This window comes from Pseudomonas orientalis, from assembly GCF_022807995.1.
Lineage (GTDB): Bacteria > Pseudomonadota > Gammaproteobacteria > Pseudomonadales > Pseudomonadaceae > Aquipseudomonas > Aquipseudomonas orientalis_B.
Map to the genome: position 1 here is coordinate 3,775,856 of NZ_CP094351.1, position 14,663 is coordinate 3,790,518.

Here is a 14,663-nt window from a genome sequence, read left to right on the forward strand (position 1 = left end):
CAGACCAGACTATTCGCGGCGATAGACCGATAGGCTAATGGCAGCCGCTAAAGCAGTGTGATCGCGCCGCCGGAGCCCGCGCGTTGCCATGGCAGGCCCAGCACCAACGCCTGAAGTTGCTCGGTATCCAGTTCCATTTCAGAGCCATGACGAATGCCAGGCCAGTGAAATTTGCCTTGATTCAAGCGGCGAGCAGCCAGCCAGATACCGAAGCCGTCATGCACCAACACTTTCATCCGTGTGGCTCGGCGATTGGCGAACAGATAAGCACAGTGCGGCTTCGCCGCACCGAACACCGCGATCACTCTGGCCAATGCGGTTTCGGTGCCCGCTCGCATGTCCATCGGTTCAGTGGCGAGCCAGATGGAGTCGATGCGGATCATTGAGCGAGCCCACGGATGAATCGGGCGCATCCTTCGGGATCGGAAGTTGGCCACTTTACCGTGAGCGTTTGTTGGCCAAGTGGTAACTCGATGATCGCCAACGCTTCGGTTTTTCGCTGTGGTTCGACTTTCAAAGGAATGAAAGCTGGCAGCGCGATTGTCTGTTGATCACGATAAAGCGGTAGCCAACGGCGCACGACATTAGCGTTGATACCGTGACTCATCGCAATAGCCGCCACGGAAACACCAGGCTGCTGGCACTCGTGGACGACCTGGGCTTTGAAGGATTTTGAATAGGACTTACGTTCACGCATGGCGATCCTGACATTAAGGGTAATTGCGTCCGCTTAAAATTACGCGGACACAATCACCCTTATTGGCCAAGGTCGGAAGGTGTGTTCGCCGGCCCCTTACATGCGAAAACTACAAAGTCACGAAGTTATCGGACTGAGCGTTCAGGAAATTCTTCAAGAATTCAACGAGCGCGCGTCAGAATTTGGGATTACCGAAGATAACCTGGTTTCAGTAAGCGTCACCCCACCACGTCATGCGATCAAAATTCTGGACGGTGACATAACAAAGGACGCAAAAGTGCAAGTGACCTTCATCTATTGGAGCGACCGATGAGCCATATCAAAGCCCGCGTCGAAGCTCTCCGAATGCTTGTGGACGAACTCAAGAACGCAGAAACAATCTTCGAGCGTGCATCGCTTTTTGCTGCCATTCGCGGTTTGGTTGAGGACCTCGACAATGACGAACGCCTCAACAGCTATGCTAAAGAGAAAGCTATCGGCGTCCGATGGCACTCTGCTGCCGCGCTTGGCTTTGACGAAACCAATGGACACACGTTCGAAGCCCACAGAGCCTGGGCTATGGGTGATCTTAGTACCCTAGAGTCTGCGTACGACTAAACTTCAAGCCCGGCCGCCCGTCTTTTCGCGCACTTTCAGGAGGAAACGTTCACAGCATGAGTAAAAAATCAGCCGATGCTGTAGCGGCAGAGGCATTCAAGATCCCTACACATTATGTGTTTTTTGCTTACGTCCTTACAACACTCGCACTCGCATTTGGGGTCGGCTTAAGCGTGCACTTCAGCGACTGGATGTGGCTAGCACGATTCGGTGCACTACTTGTTTTTTGGCGTTGATGTTTGAAGTTACAGGGCTGCCTGAGCAATTCGCGAACAAAACGATGGAGCTCACAGAAGGAATAACCGCTCAGACTGTTTTCAATCAAATAATGAATCGTCGCTATCTGTACGGAGTGACCGATGACACGACCGATGAACAGCTTTCGCTTATCTTTGATCGAGAACACCGTCGACGGTTAATTTTTGCAAAAGAAATAATGATTGAAACGATTAGAAAGAAAATACAGAAGCATGAATTTTTTGTTGCCTCGATTGGTACATTGCTTTGGGCCTTCGCAGACCTTTTGAACAAGCTGTAGTACATACACAAAGCGCCATTCTATACCGTATAGAATGGGGCTTTGTGTATGCAGACCTTGGACTACGACCATCGGTGACCAAATGACAGAGCACACCCTCACATTCAAATGCCTGGGCCACACCAAGCGCGGCGACTTGATTGAGTCCTACCAGCTGGAAGTGACCGACACCCGCGATGGCACGACCATAGAGATCTCAATCCCAACGAGGCAGCTAATTTCAGCTCATAGCATGATGAGCATTCTGCTCGGCAGAAAAATTTTCTACTCCGTCACGCAGCGCAAGCACGCGAGAATGCTGAGCGAGCTGTTCGATCAGCAGCAGCCTGACGCAGTCGAAGACTAGCCCAGTCCACCGGGCTTTTTCATGCCCGCCAAATGCGAAAAGCCCAGCGCGGAGCTGAGCTAGAAGTGAATCAGTCTTTCTTGGGGGAAGGCGCAGGTGGTGGCGCTTTCGGTGCCTGAGCAGGCAGCACATTTCTCGTCCGGTCAGGATTCACATTCATCCCGTCATTGACGTGTTTGCGCTCCAGAATGTGATGCTTTGGTTGTTGATCATTCATTTTGCGTCTCCTTGAGGCTCTAGAAATTCGACCCATTGAACATCACTGTTGGCAATAAGTAGATACGTTACTCCGTCCTGCGGCACCAGTTCCTCACCAACCACCCATGTGGGGAATTCCATAACAAAATGCCCGCTTTCCGGTTCCGCCGGCCAGGCCAATGGATAGCCCATCAGCCTGCGTCCGTCCTTAAGACTCAGCACCACTCCGCGATCAGGAAAGCGCAAGAAAGCATACCTCCACTCACCAACGGATGCCTTGGCCGTCAGTCCAACCTTCCGCGCAAACTTGTATAAAACATCGTGGCGTGAGAAATAGGCTAGAGCAAGTCCAAATCCAATAGCGAGGGCGACCGCCCAAGACGTGGCAACATTCTCAGTCCATGCCCCAAGCGTGCCCCAATGGCCAATACAAACAGCGGTAACGGCTATGCCATCTACCAGAATCTTGATCAAGCCAGTACAGATGAGCGCCTGAATCACCTGTTCAAACTGGCCGGGTTTCTTCGCGTCAGCTAACCAATAAAACACCACCATGGCCAAAAAACCCGGCAGCAAAGCCTGCAAGATTGGCATCAGCGTTCCTGCGATTTCACCCATGGGAGAACATCCATATTGATCCAGGCTGTTAGATTACCCCGGCCCTGTCCAGGCATCCAGCGTGGATGAAATGCCAGTAACTGGGTTAGGTCACTGCGTAGTAGCGTTATGCCTCCAAAAAAAAGCAGGGAGGCAAGATAGATGAGCTATAAAAAAATTGGCCACAGTCGTCTGTGGGCGGAGCTATTCGACGCAAACGATGTCGAGGTGGGCGCCGGATTGGCGTTCTGAGGTGAGGGTTTTGCAAAAGTTTTGCAAATCGCAGAAAGCAAAAAGGGGTCACCGTTTCCGATGACCCCTCTAGACCGCCCAGCAGAGCGGATTTTGTTTGGTAGGCGCGATTGGACTCGAACCAACGACCCCCACCATGTCAAGGTGGTGCTCTAACCAACTGAGCTACGTGCCTGCTGTGAGGCGGCATTCTACGGAATTCCGTAGGGGTGTCAACATCTTTTTTGCAGCTAACCCTATGAATATGCGAATTATTTATCCGCGGGTCAGACGCCCGCGAATTACGGGCGGCTGGCAGGCATTTTTCAACTCAGGTAGGATCGCCGCACTCGTAAAAAATATAAAACAGAGGTTCCAGGATGGCGAACACCCCCTACCCCCAGTCGTATTACGCCGCCTCCGCGAACGCGGTTGCGCCGCGCCCGGTGTTGCAAGGTGAGGTCGAAACCGATGTCTGTGTGATTGGTGCCGGTTATACCGGGCTTTCCAGCGCGCTGTTTCTGCTCGAGAACGGCTTTCGCGTAACGGTCCTGGAAGCCGCCAAGGTAGGTTTTGGTGCGTCCGGTCGTAACGGCGGGCAGATCGTCAACAGCTACAGCCGCGACATCGACGTCATCGAGCGCAGCGTCGGGCCCGGGCAGGCGCAGTTGCTGGGCGAAATGGCCTTCGAGGGCGGCAGGATCATTCGTGAGCGCGTGGCCAAATATCAGATCCAGTGCGATCTGAAGGACGGCGGTGTGTTCGCCGCCCTCAACAGCAGGCACATGGGCCACCTGGAATCACAGAAGCGCCTGTGGGAGCGCTACGGCCATACGCAACTGGAATTGCTGGACGAGCGCCGTATCCGCGAAGTAGTGGCTTGTGACAACTATGTAGGCGGCCTGCTGGACATGAGCGGCGGACATATCCACCCGCTCAACCTGGCATTGGGCGAAGCGGCGGCCGTCGAATCCCTCGGCGGCACGATTTATGAGCAATCGGCCGCCGTACGCATCGAACGCGGTGCCAACCCGGTGGTGCATACCGCCGAAGGCAAGGTCAGAGCCAAGTTCATCATTGTTGCGGGCAATGCCTACCTGGGGAACCTGGTGCCGGAGCTGGCGGCGAAATCGATGCCGTGCGGCACTCAGGTGATCACCACCGCGCCGCTGGGTGATGAGTTGGCCAAGACCTTGTTGCCGCAGGACTACTGTGTCGAAGACTGCAACTACTTGCTCGACTACTACCGCCTCACCCGCGACAAGCGCCTGGTTTTCGGCGGCGGCGTGGTGTATGGCGCGCGGGACCCGGCAAATATCGAAGCGATCATCCGACCGAAGATGCTCAAGGCGTTCCCACAACTCAGGGACGTGAAGATCGACTACGCCTGGACCGGTAATTTCCTGCTGACCCTGTCGCGCTTGCCGCAGGTGGGCCGCCTCGGCGACAACATCTATTACTCGCAAGGCTGCAGCGGCCATGGCGTGACGTATACGCACCTGGCCGGCAAGGTCCTCGCCGAGGCTTTGAGAGGCCAGGCCGAACGCTTTGATGCGTTTGCCGACCTGCCCCACTACCCGTTCCCGGGTGGACAGCTGTTGCGCACACCGTTTGCCGCAATGGGCGCGTGGTATTACGGGCTGCGGGATAAGCTGGGTTTTTGATGAAAAACGGGAGCCGGTTCGCCGGCTCCTCGTCTGAACAGCCAAATCGCAGACACAAAAAACCCCGGTCTTTCGACCAGGGTCTTTGCTATCGAATCAAGGTCAGCCAATGGCTTTGCTTGTGCTTCAAGGCGTTCAGTGGGCCTTGAAGCTGATATGGCGCAGCGGACGGGACTCGAACCCGCGACCCCCGGCGTGACAGGCCGGTATTCTAACCGACTGAACTACCGCTGCGTATCGCTTGGCTGATTGAGCATGAAGCCTCAATCACCTTTAAACATCTGATCGATCAGCTTCAGCTGTTCAATCTCAAATCCGAAAAATCAGACCTGTAAAATATGGCGCAGCGGACGGGACTCGAACCCGCGACCCCCGGCGTGACAGGCCGGTATTCTAACCGACTGAACTACCGCTGCGCGTCGGTGCAACCTTTAACGTTGCGTCTTGCCCTTGGGCAAAACTCTCAAGAAGTGGTGGGTGATGACGGGATCGAACCGCCGACCCTCTGCTTGTAAGGCAGATGCTCTCCCAGCTGAGCTAATCACCCTTTGCTTCGTTGAGGCCGCGAAATTTACGCAGGTAGCGAACCTAAGTCAATAGCAGGATTGAGTTTTTTTCAAAAACAGCTTCGAGTTGCAAGCCACAAGCTACAAGTCAAAAGCCACCCAAATTTGCTTTCACTTGCAGCTTGCCGCTTGAAGCTGCTGCTCACTGCTCGTAAACCATCTTCTTGCTCATGCCGCCGTCCACCACGAACTCCTGTCCGGTGACAAACCCGGCCTGGCGCGACAGCAGCCACGCCACCATGGCCGCCACGTCCTCCACCGTCCCTACCCGGCCAGCCGGATGCTGCGCATGGTCAACATCGGAAAGCGGCTCGGCCCGCCGCGCAGCAGGATCACGCGCATCGATCCAGCCGGGGCTGACCGCATTGACCCGTACCTCCGGTCCCAGGCTCATCGCCAAGGCGTGCGTCAGCGCCAGCAGGCCACCCTTGCTCGCCGCGTAGGCTTCGGTGTCGGGCTCCGATTGGCGAGCCCGTGTCGAGGCCAGATTGACGATAGCGCCGCCATGGGCGCGCAGGTACGGCGCGCAGTGCTTGGCCAGCAGCATCGGCCCGCTGAGGTTTACCGCCAGCACGCGGTTCCAGTAAGCCAGGTCGAGGCTTTCCAGGGTGATATTGTGCGGATCGGCCACCGCCGCATTGCACACCAGCGCATCCAGGCGCCCAAACTGCCCCAGCACCTCGGCGACACCCTGGGCCACTTGCTTCTCGTCGGCCACGTCCATGGTGATAAACCAGGCATTCTCGCCCAGCACCTTGGACACCCTGGAGCCGCGCTCGCGGTCCAGGTCGGTCAACACCACCTGCCAGCCTTCGCTGATCAGCCACGCCGCGATTCCAAGGCCAATGCCGCGCGCCGCGCCGGTCACCAGCGCAACGCGCCCGTTACTGGCCGCTGCGGCCTCCATGGACCACTCGATCACAAGGCCGCCAGCCCACGGGCCAGGTCAGCCTGCAAGTCAGCCACATCTTCCAACCCGACCGCGATGCGAATCAGGCTGTCACGGATACCCGCGGCTTCCCGCTCCTGCGGCGCCAGGCGCCCGTGGGAGGTGGTGCTCGGGTGCGTGATGGTGGTTTTGCTGTCACCCAGGTTGGCGGTGATCGAGATCAGGCGCGTGGCATCGATAAAGCGCCAGGCACCCTCTTTTCCGCCCTTCACTTCAAAACTCACCACCGCGCCGAAACCGCGTTGCTGGCGCTGAGCCAATGCATGCTGCGGATGGCTCTTGAGGCCGGCGTAATGCACCTTCTCGATGCCGTCCTGCTGCTCCAGCCACTCGGCCATGGCCTGGGCGTTGGCGCAATGGGCCTTCATGCGCAGGCTGAGGGTTTCCAGGCCTTTGAGAAAGATCCAGGCGTTGAACGGGCTCAGGGTCGGGCCAGCGGTGCGCAGGAAGCCCACCACTTCCTTCATCTGCTCGCTGCGACCGGCGACCACACCGCCCATGCAACGGCCCTGGCCGTCGATGAACTTGGTGGCCGAATGCACCACGATGTCCGCGCCCAACTTCAACGGCTGTTGCAGGGCCGGGGTGCAGAAGCAGTTATCAACGATCAGCATGGCGCCCTTGGCGTGCGCCACTTCGGACAGCGCGGCGATATCCACCAGCTCGGCCAGCGGATTGGACGGCGACTCGACGAACAGCAGTTTTGTATTGGCCTTGATCGCCGCATCCCAGGCGGACAAATCCGCCAGGGGCACGTAGTCCACTTCAATACCAAAACGCTTGAAATACTTCTCGAACAGGCTGATGGTCGAACCGAACACGCTGCGCGACACCAGCACGTGGTCGCCGGCGCTGCACAGGCTCATCACCACCGCCAGGATCGCCGCCATGCCGGTCGCCGTGGCCACCGCTTGCTCAGCCCCCTCCAGGGCGGCAATGCGCTCTTCGAACGCACGCACGGTCGGGTTGGTATAGCGCGAGTAAACATTGCCCGGCACCTCACCAGCGAAGCGCGCGGCGGCGTCGGCCGCCGTGCGAAACACGTAACTGGAGGTGAAAAACATCGGGTCACCGTGCTCCCCTTCCGGGGTACGGTGCTGGCCGGCGCGCACAGCCAGGGTATCGAAAGCTACGCCATCGAGGTCGCTGTCCAACCGACCGGCATCCCATTCCTGACTCATGCTGCGACTCCTTACTCAAATGCGTTATTTAACATACAAAACCGGCCCCTCAGGGCCGGTGTTTACTCAGTTGTTGTACAGATCAATGATCGCACTGACCGCCTGGGTCTTGATCTTCGACGAGTCGTTGCGCGCCTGCTCGATCTTGTTCAGATAGGCGTCATCGATATCGCCGGTCACGTACTTGCCATCGAACACGGCGCAGTCGAACTGGGCGATCTTGATCTTGCCGCCGCCCACCGCCTCGATAAGGTCAGGCAGGTCCTGGTAGATCAGCCAGTCGGCACCGATCAGGTCGGCCACGTCTTGCGTGGAACGATTATGGGCGATCAGTTCGTGGGCGCTCGGCATGTCGATACCGTACACGTTCGGGTAACGCACGGCAGGCGCAGCGGAACAGAAGTACACGTTCTTCGCGCCGGCTTCACGGGCCATCTGGATGATCTGCTTACAGGTAGTGCCGCGCACGATCGAGTCATCCACCAGCATCACGTTCTTGCCACGGAATTCCAGCTCGATGGCGTTGAGCTTCTGGCGCACCGACTTCTTGCGCGCCGCCTGGCCGGGCATGATGAAGGTACGGCCTATGTAGCGGTTCTTGACGAAACCTTCGCGGAACTTGACGCCCAGGTGGTTGGCCAGTTCCAGCGCAGCGGTACGGCTGGTATCCGGAATCGGGATGACCACGTCGATGTCGTGCTCGGGGCGCTCGCGCAGGATCTTCTCGGCCAGCTTCTCACCCATGCGCAGGCGTGCCTTGTAGACCGACACGCCGTCGATGATCGAGTCCGGACGCGCCAGGTAGACGTGTTCGAAGATGCACGGAGTGAGTTTCGGCGCCACGGCGCACTGACGGGTGTGCAGCTTGCCGTCTTCGGTGATGTAGACCGCTTCGCCCGGTGCCAGATCGCGGATCAACGTGAAGCCCAGTACGTCCAGGGACACGCTTTCGGAAGCGATCATGTACTCGACACCTTCGTCGGTGTGACGCTGGCCGAACACGATCGGGCGGATGCCGTGGGGGTCGCGGAAACCGACGATGCCATAACCGGTGATCATGGCCACCACGGCATAGCCACCGACGCAACGGTTGTGCACGTCGATCACGGCGGCAAACACGTCTTCTTCGGTAGGCTGCAGCTTGCCGCGCTGGGCCAGCTCATGGGCGAACACGTTGAGCAGCACTTCCGAGTCGGAACTGGTGTTGACGTGGCGCAGGTCGGATTCGTAAATCTCCTTGGCCAACTGTTCGACGTTGGTCAGGTTGCCGTTGTGCGCCAGGGTAATGCCGTAAGGCGAGTTGACGTAGAACGGTTGAGCTTCGGCCGAGGTCGAGCTACCGGCCGTCGGGTAACGCACATGGCCAATGCCCATGTGCCCGACCAGGCGCTGCATATGACGCTGGTGGAACACGTCACGCACCAGGCCATTGTCCTTGCGCAGGAATAACCGGCCGTCGTGGCTGGTCACAATACCGGCAGCATCCTGGCCGCGGTGCTGGAGGACGGTTAGCGCGTCATACAGCGCCTGATTGACGTTCGACTTACCGACGATACCGACGATGCCACACATGCGACGCAACCCCTACTTAATGAATCTTGACTGAACACTCTTACTGAGGCGTTTTGGCCGGCAAGAGGTGTTCCTTGAACGGAAGATCAGCGGGTACGCTGATTCCGCTGGCCAGCCACTGACTGCTCCACCCCAATATGAGGTTCTTGGACCAATCTGCAACCAATAGAAATTTTGGCACGAGTACCGACTCCTGCCACCACGCATCCTGCTGTACCGGCCCCAGGCTCAACAGCCCGACCGCCACGACCACCAGCAACGCGCCACGGGCGGCGCCGAAGGCCATGCCGAGAAATCGATCGGTCCCGGAGAGGCCGGTGACACGTATCAACTCGCCAATAAGATAATTGACCATCGCCCCCACCAGCAGCGTGGCGATGAACATGATGGCGCAGCCCGCGATGACGCGGGCCGAAGGTGTCTCTATGTACCCGGCCAGGTAGACCGACAGTGAACCACCGAACATCCAGGCGACGACTCCTGCGATGATCCAGGTCAGCAACGACAGTGCTTCTTTGACGAAGCCGCGGCTCAGACTGATCAAAGCGGAGATGGCGACGATTGCAACGATCGCCCAATCAACCCAGGTAAATGGCACAGTGCAGCCTACGTACGGATAAGGCGGCGCATTTTAGCAGAGCGCCGGGCTATCGGTAAGCGGTGATTGCGGGCGCTTTGCAAATCAATAAATTGGGCAGTGTGAACACAATTTCAAGACCACTGGAAACCAATGTGGGAGGGGGCTTGCCCCCGATAGCAGTGGGTCAGTGACAGATGTACTGACTGATCCACCGCTATCGGGAGCAAGCCCCCTCCCACATTTGACTGCATTTCAGACTGAAACCGAGGGAACTTAGCCGCGCTCAGGCTGGAACCTTGTCACGAACCCCTTCAGATTCTGCTGACGATCCAGCAAATCCCGCAGGCGATCCGCTTCGGCGCGCTCGATCAGCGGCCCGATAAACACACGGTTCTTGCCATCGGCGCTGCGGATATAAGCGTTGTAACCCTGGGCACGCAGCTTTTTCTGCAAGGCGTCGGCACCTTCGCGGTTGCCCAGGCTGGCCACTTGAATCGACCAACTGATCGGCAACCCGTTCGGGTCGATACGACTCTGACCTACGTCCGGCTTGCCCGGTGCGGCAGGCTGTGGTGCGACCGGCTTGGGCGCAGGCGTCGGCGCAGCAGGCTTGGCGGCTGCGACAGGCGCGGCCGGAGCCGGCTTGACTACCGGAACACTCGGCTGCACCGGCATGGACGGCGCCTGCTGTGCAGCGACCTCGGCATCGGTCGGCACCGGCTCTTGCTCAGGCAGCGCCTGCGGCTCAGGCACCACCACCGGTTCCACCTGAACCTGAGGGACCACCGGCGCCTGGGGCGCAGCGGGCGCTTCAACCACCACCTGGCGCTGCTCGTCCTGACGGGAGAACAGCATCGGCAGGAAAATCACCGCCAATGCCACCAACACCAGGGCTCCCACCATTCGCTGCTTGTATGCGCTATCGAGTAATGCCATGTGCAGCTTCCTCCGTGGAGCGCCGGGTCAGCCATTCGAGCGCCTCGGCAACACAATAAAATGATCCGAACAACAGAATCTCGTCGTCGGCCGTCGCTACCGCACATTGCGCCTCGAGGGCCGCGGTGACGCTTGCATACGACGTCACCGGCGAACCAAGGTTCTGCAACGCAAGTTGCAGCTCAGCCGCCGCACGGCTACGCGGCGTATCCAGCGGTGCAACGGCCCACGACTGTACGCTACCGAGCAGCGGCGCAACCACGCCGTCAAGATCCTTGTCGGCCAGCAAGCCAAACACCGCCAGACGCCGGCCGGAAAATGGCGCGCGCTTAAGCCGCTGCGCCAGATATTCGGCGGCGTGAGGGTTATGACCCACGTCCAGCAGCAGGTTAAGCCGCTTGCCTTGCCACTCGACGGTGCGTCGATCCAGGCGCCCCACTATTCGCGTTGCCAGCAGAGTTGCGGCAATTTGCTCGACATTCCATGGCAGATCCAGCAGCAGATAGGCTTGCAGCGCCAGCGCTGCATTCTCCATCGGCAGGTTCAGCAGCGGCAGATCATGCAACGCCATCTGCTGACCGCGGGCATCGCGCCCGGACCACTGCCAATACTCATCGCTGATATCGACATTGAAGTCGCGCCCGCGCAGGTAGAACGGGCAATCGAGCTCACGCACCTTGTCCAGCAAGGGTTGCGGCGGGTCAAGATCACCGCACAGCGCGGGCCTGCCCGGGCGAAAGATCCCGGCTTTTTCGTAAGCCACGGATTCGCGGGTATCGCCCAGGTAATCGACGTGGTCGACGCCGATGCTGGTGACCAGCGCCAGGTCGGCATCCACCACGTTGACCGTGTCCAGACGCCCGCCCAGGCCCACTTCCAACACCACGACATCCAGCTGCGCACGCTCGAACAGCCACAGCGCCGCCAGGGTGCCCATCTCGAAATAAGTCAGGGAAATATCGCCACGACCGGCATCAAGAGCGGCGAAGGCTTCGCAGAGTTGCGCGTCGCTCGCCTCGACGCCATTGAGCTGCACCCGCTCGTTATAGCGCAGCAGGTGCGGCGAACTGTACACGCCGACGTTAAGCCCTTGGGCTTGCAGCAGCGCGGCGACAAAAGCACAGGTCGAGCCCTTGCCGTTGGTGCCGGTCACCGTGATCACACGCGGCGCCGGGCGCCCCAACCCAAGGCGGGCCGCTACCTGTTGCGAGCGCTCCAGGCCCATGTCGATGGCGGACGGATGCAACTGCTCAAGGTAGGCGAGCCATTCGCCCAGGGTACGTTGGGTCATAGGTTGGCCGGTACCGGCGGCACGACGATCGGCTCGACTTTAGGCGCGACGTAGACAGGCGTCGGCAGGCCCATCATTTGCGCCAGCAGGTTACCCAGGCGTGGCCGCAGCTCACCGCGCGGAATGATCAGGTCGATGGCGCCGTGCTCCAGCAGGAACTCGCTGCGCTGGAAACCTTCCGGCAGTTTTTCACGCACGGTCTGCTCGATCACGCGCGGGCCGGCAAAGCCGATCAGGGCCTTCGGCTCGCCGACGATCACATCGCCCAACATCGCCAGGCTGGCGGAAACGCCCCCGTAGACCGGGTCGGTCAATACCGAGATGAACGGAATGCCTTCTTCGCGCAGACGCGCCAATACCGCCGAGGTCTTGGCCATTTGCATCAGGGAAATCAGCGCTTCCTGCATCCGCGCACCACCGGAGGCGGCGAAGCAGATCATCGGGCAGCGGTTTTCCAGGGCATAGTTGGCGGCGCGCACGAAACGCTCGCCGACGATGGCACCCATCGAGCCGCCCATGAAGGAGAACTCGAACGCCGAAACCACCACCGGCATGCCCAGCAAGTTGCCGCTGACGGAAATCAGCGCGTCTTTCTCGCCAGTCTGCTTCTGCGCACCGAGCAGACGGTCCTTGTACTTCTTGCTGTCGCGAAACTTGAGACGGTCGACCGGCTCCAGGTCAGCGCCCAGTTCGTTGCGGCCGTCGGCATCAAGGAAGATGTCGATACGCGCGCGCGCGCCAATACGCATGTGGTGGTTGCACTTGGGGCAAACGTCCAGGGTCTTTTCCAGTTCCGGGCGGTACAGCACCGCGTCGCAGGACGGGCACTTGTGCCACAGACCTTCAGGAACCGAGCTTTTCTTCACCTCGGAACGCATGATCGAAGGGATCAGTTTGTCTACTAACCAGTTGCTCATGCTTTCTTTCTCCAGTACCGGTGGCTTGAACACAGCCCCGCGTATGCCCTTGAGCTAAATTCATATGTGGCGATGATGTCGCCGGGACGGGGTCAGAGGTTCGACCAGCCATTTCCCGCCTGCATCCTCAGCCTTCCAGACAACCTGCCAGTGCAGGGTTGCCACTTTGTTCCCGGGCCTCCCGCAGGCGGCGCCGGTGCTGTTTTACACAGTGGTAGTTATGGACGGCGGCAGACTGCCAGCCGTCACATCGCACCGCTGCTGTTGCGCACGGCCTGCACAAATGCGCGAATCCTGGCGTGATCCTTGATGCCCTTGCCCTGCTCCACCCCGCCGCTGACATCCACGGCATACGGCCGCACCTGCTCGATGGCCGCGCCGACATTCGAGGGCGTGAGCCCACCGGCCAGAATCACCGGCTTGCTCAAGCCCGCCGGGATCAGCGACCAGTCGAACGCTTCCCCCGTACCGCCGGGAACGCCTTCGACATAGGTGTCCAGCAGAATCCCGCGCGCGCCGGCATAAGCGGAACAGGCTGCAGCGATATCGTCGCCGGCCTTGACGCGCAGCGCCTTGATATAGGGGCGCTGATAGCTCTCGCACTCGTCCGGGGTTTCGTCGCCATGAAACTGCAGCATGTCCAGCGGCACGGCATCCAGGGTTTCATTGAGTTCACACCGGCTGGCGTTGACGAACAAGCCCACGGTGGTCACGAACGGTGGCAGCGCGGCGATGATGGCCCGCGCCTGCAACACATTCACCGCCCGCGGGCTCCTGGCGTAAAACACCAGACCAATCGCATCTGCCCCCGCCTCGACCGCCGCCAACGCGTCTTCGATGCGGGTAATCCCGCAAATCTTGCTGCGAACGGCTGACATATCGTAGAAACCTCAGGGATTGAACCGAGAAAGTCCCGGATGGTAACAAAAGCTTTTCCGGGCGTCAGCCGCCAAGTTCGCTGAAACCGGTGAGGAAGTGTGGCCCGATGAAACGCTCCGGCAGTTCGAACTCGTCGCGGTACTCCACCTCCACCAGGTACAGGCCGAACGGATGCGCCGTGACCCCGCCGGTACGGCGCACGCGGCTTTCCAACACTTCCCGGGCCCATTCCACCGGACGCTCGCCAGTACCGATGGTCATCAGCACGCCCGCGATGTTGCGCACCATGTGATGCAGGAATGCACCGGCACGGATATCCAGCACAATCATCTTGCCATGACGGGTTACGCGCAAATGGTGGACTTCCTTGATCGGCGACTTGGCCTGGCATTGGCCGGCACGGAACGCGCTGAAATCATGCACGCCCACAAGATGCTGCGCAGCCTCGGCCATGCGCTCGGCGTCCAGCGGACGGTGGTTCCAGGTGATTTCCTGGTTCAGGTGCGCCGGACGGATCTGATCGTTATAGATCACGTAGCGGTAACGCCGGGCGATGGCCTTGAAGCGCGCATGAAAATGCGCCGGCATGACCCTGGCCCAGGTGACACTGACGTCATGGGGCAGGTTGATATTGGCGCCCATCACCCACGCCTTCATCGAGCGTTCAGCCTGGGTATCGAAATGCACCACCTGACCGCAGGCATGCACGCCAGCGTCGGTACGCCCGGCACACATCAGCGACACCGGCGAGTCGGCGACTTTCGATAAAGCATTTTCCAGGGTTTCCTGCACCGTCAGCACGCCGGATGCCTGGCGCTGCCAGCCGCGATAGCGTGAGCCTTTGTATTCCACGCCGAGGGCGATGCGGTAAAAGCCTGCGGCCGCCATTTCGGCGGCCGCGTTATCTATATTTGCCAAGAACTG

General features: G+C 59.4%; 17 protein-coding genes and 4 tRNA genes. 4 read left to right on the forward strand and 17 right to left on the reverse strand.

Annotated elements, in window-relative coordinates; translation table 11 throughout:
- Positions 1 to 47 precede the first annotated feature (47 nt).
- Positions 48 to 383: an IS66 family insertion sequence element accessory protein TnpB gene (tnpB, locus tag MRY17_RS16715; protein ID WP_243352525.1), complete on the reverse strand. Its 336-nt coding sequence runs from the start codon at positions 381 to 383 to the stop codon at positions 48 to 50.
- Positions 380 to 697, reverse strand: coding sequence for an IS66-like element accessory protein TnpA (tnpA, locus tag MRY17_RS16720; RefSeq protein WP_213627872.1), 318 nt, complete (start codon positions 695 to 697; stop codon positions 380 to 382). Before tnpA ends, tnpB begins: the two co-directional genes overlap by 4 nt.
- Positions 698 to 1,006: 309 nt before the next feature.
- Here tnpA and MRY17_RS16725 point away from each other — a divergent pair, with 309 nt between their 5' ends.
- From MRY17_RS16725 to MRY17_RS16735, 3 genes are all read left to right on the forward strand, one after another.
- Complete coding sequence (locus MRY17_RS16725) at positions 1,007 to 1,294, forward strand: hypothetical protein (RefSeq protein ID WP_243352526.1); 288 nt, start codon at positions 1,007 to 1,009, stop codon at positions 1,292 to 1,294.
- A 235-nt stretch (positions 1,295 to 1,529) separates the two neighbouring features.
- Positions 1,530 to 1,832 (forward strand): hypothetical protein, encoded by a 303-nt coding sequence (locus tag MRY17_RS16730; protein WP_243352527.1) that lies wholly within the window; start codon positions 1,530 to 1,532, stop codon positions 1,830 to 1,832.
- Positions 1,833 to 1,914: 82 nt separating this feature from the next.
- Positions 1,915 to 2,178 carry a hypothetical protein gene (locus MRY17_RS16735; protein WP_243352528.1) on the forward strand — a complete coding sequence of 88 codons (264 nt, stop codon included), beginning with the start codon at positions 1,915 to 1,917 and terminating at the stop codon, positions 2,176 to 2,178.
- Positions 2,179 to 2,248: 70 nt separating this feature from the next.
- On the opposite strand, the gene MRY17_RS16740 is transcribed toward MRY17_RS16735, so the two are convergent.
- The 3 genes from MRY17_RS16740 to MRY17_RS16750 all read right to left on the reverse strand — a co-directional run bounded on the left by MRY17_RS16740 (position 2,249) and on the right by MRY17_RS16750 (position 3,400).
- Positions 2,249 to 2,395 (reverse strand): hypothetical protein, encoded by a 147-nt coding sequence (locus MRY17_RS16740; protein ID WP_164699508.1) that lies wholly within the window; start codon positions 2,393 to 2,395, stop codon positions 2,249 to 2,251.
- On the reverse strand, positions 2,392 to 2,994 hold the full coding sequence (locus MRY17_RS16745) for a DUF6338 family protein (RefSeq protein WP_243352529.1): 603 nt from the start codon (positions 2,992 to 2,994) through the stop codon (positions 2,392 to 2,394). The genes MRY17_RS16740 and MRY17_RS16745 overlap by 4 nt, the downstream gene beginning before the upstream one ends.
- Before the next feature lie 329 nt (positions 2,995 to 3,323).
- Positions 3,324 to 3,400: transfer RNA gene (locus tag MRY17_RS16750), tRNA-Val, on the reverse strand.
- A 184-nt stretch (positions 3,401 to 3,584) separates the two neighbouring features.
- On the opposite strand from MRY17_RS16750, the gene MRY17_RS16755 reads away from it, so the two are divergent.
- A complete protein-coding gene (locus MRY17_RS16755; protein ID WP_191955762.1) occupies positions 3,585 to 4,868 on the forward strand; it encodes an NAD(P)/FAD-dependent oxidoreductase in 1,284 nt (427 codons plus the stop codon).
- A gap of 157 nt (positions 4,869 to 5,025) precedes the next feature.
- Here the strand turns inward: MRY17_RS16755 and MRY17_RS16760 are convergent.
- From MRY17_RS16760 to truA, 12 genes are all read right to left on the reverse strand, one after another.
- A tRNA-Asp gene (locus MRY17_RS16760) sits at positions 5,026 to 5,102 on the reverse strand.
- 105 nt (positions 5,103 to 5,207) lie between these two features.
- Positions 5,208 to 5,284 (reverse strand) — tRNA-Asp (locus MRY17_RS16765).
- Positions 5,285 to 5,339: 55 nt separating this feature from the next.
- A tRNA-Val gene (locus tag MRY17_RS16770) sits at positions 5,340 to 5,415 on the reverse strand.
- A gap of 161 nt (positions 5,416 to 5,576) precedes the next feature.
- On the reverse strand, positions 5,577 to 6,341 hold the full coding sequence (locus MRY17_RS16775) for an SDR family oxidoreductase (protein ID WP_181283178.1): 765 nt from the start codon (positions 6,339 to 6,341) through the stop codon (positions 5,577 to 5,579).
- Positions 6,342 to 6,352: 11 nt separating this feature from the next.
- A complete protein-coding gene (locus MRY17_RS16780) occupies positions 6,353 to 7,564 on the reverse strand; it encodes an O-succinylhomoserine sulfhydrylase (protein WP_243352530.1) in 1,212 nt (403 codons plus the stop codon).
- A gap of 66 nt (positions 7,565 to 7,630) precedes the next feature.
- The gene (gene purF / locus MRY17_RS16785; protein ID WP_181283171.1) at positions 7,631 to 9,136 is read right to left on the reverse strand and encodes an amidophosphoribosyltransferase; all 1,506 of its coding nucleotides are present in this window, start codon (positions 9,134 to 9,136) and stop codon (positions 7,631 to 7,633) included.
- Between the two features lie 40 nt (positions 9,137 to 9,176).
- A complete protein-coding gene (locus MRY17_RS16790; RefSeq protein ID WP_003234314.1) occupies positions 9,177 to 9,734 on the reverse strand; it encodes a CvpA family protein in 558 nt (185 codons plus the stop codon).
- 255 nt (positions 9,735 to 9,989) lie between these two features.
- Positions 9,990 to 10,652: an SPOR domain-containing protein gene (locus MRY17_RS16795; protein WP_065952920.1), complete on the reverse strand. Its 663-nt coding sequence runs from the start codon at positions 10,650 to 10,652 to the stop codon at positions 9,990 to 9,992.
- Positions 10,636 to 11,943: a bifunctional tetrahydrofolate synthase/dihydrofolate synthase gene (gene folC / locus MRY17_RS16800; protein WP_243352531.1), complete on the reverse strand. Its 1,308-nt coding sequence runs from the start codon at positions 11,941 to 11,943 to the stop codon at positions 10,636 to 10,638. The genes MRY17_RS16795 and folC overlap by 17 nt, the downstream gene beginning before the upstream one ends.
- A complete protein-coding gene (gene accD, locus MRY17_RS16805; RefSeq protein WP_181283174.1) occupies positions 11,940 to 12,860 on the reverse strand; it encodes an acetyl-CoA carboxylase, carboxyltransferase subunit beta in 921 nt (306 codons plus the stop codon). Before accD ends, folC begins: the two co-directional genes overlap by 4 nt.
- Before the next feature lie 245 nt (positions 12,861 to 13,105).
- Entirely contained in the window at positions 13,106 to 13,738 is a 633-nt protein-coding gene (locus MRY17_RS16810; RefSeq protein WP_181283175.1) for a phosphoribosylanthranilate isomerase, read from the reverse strand.
- A gap of 64 nt (positions 13,739 to 13,802) precedes the next feature.
- Positions 13,803 to 14,627 (reverse strand): tRNA pseudouridine(38-40) synthase TruA, encoded by an 825-nt coding sequence (gene truA / locus MRY17_RS16815; RefSeq protein WP_181283179.1) that lies wholly within the window; start codon positions 14,625 to 14,627, stop codon positions 13,803 to 13,805.
- Positions 14,628 to 14,663: the final 36 nt, after the last annotated feature.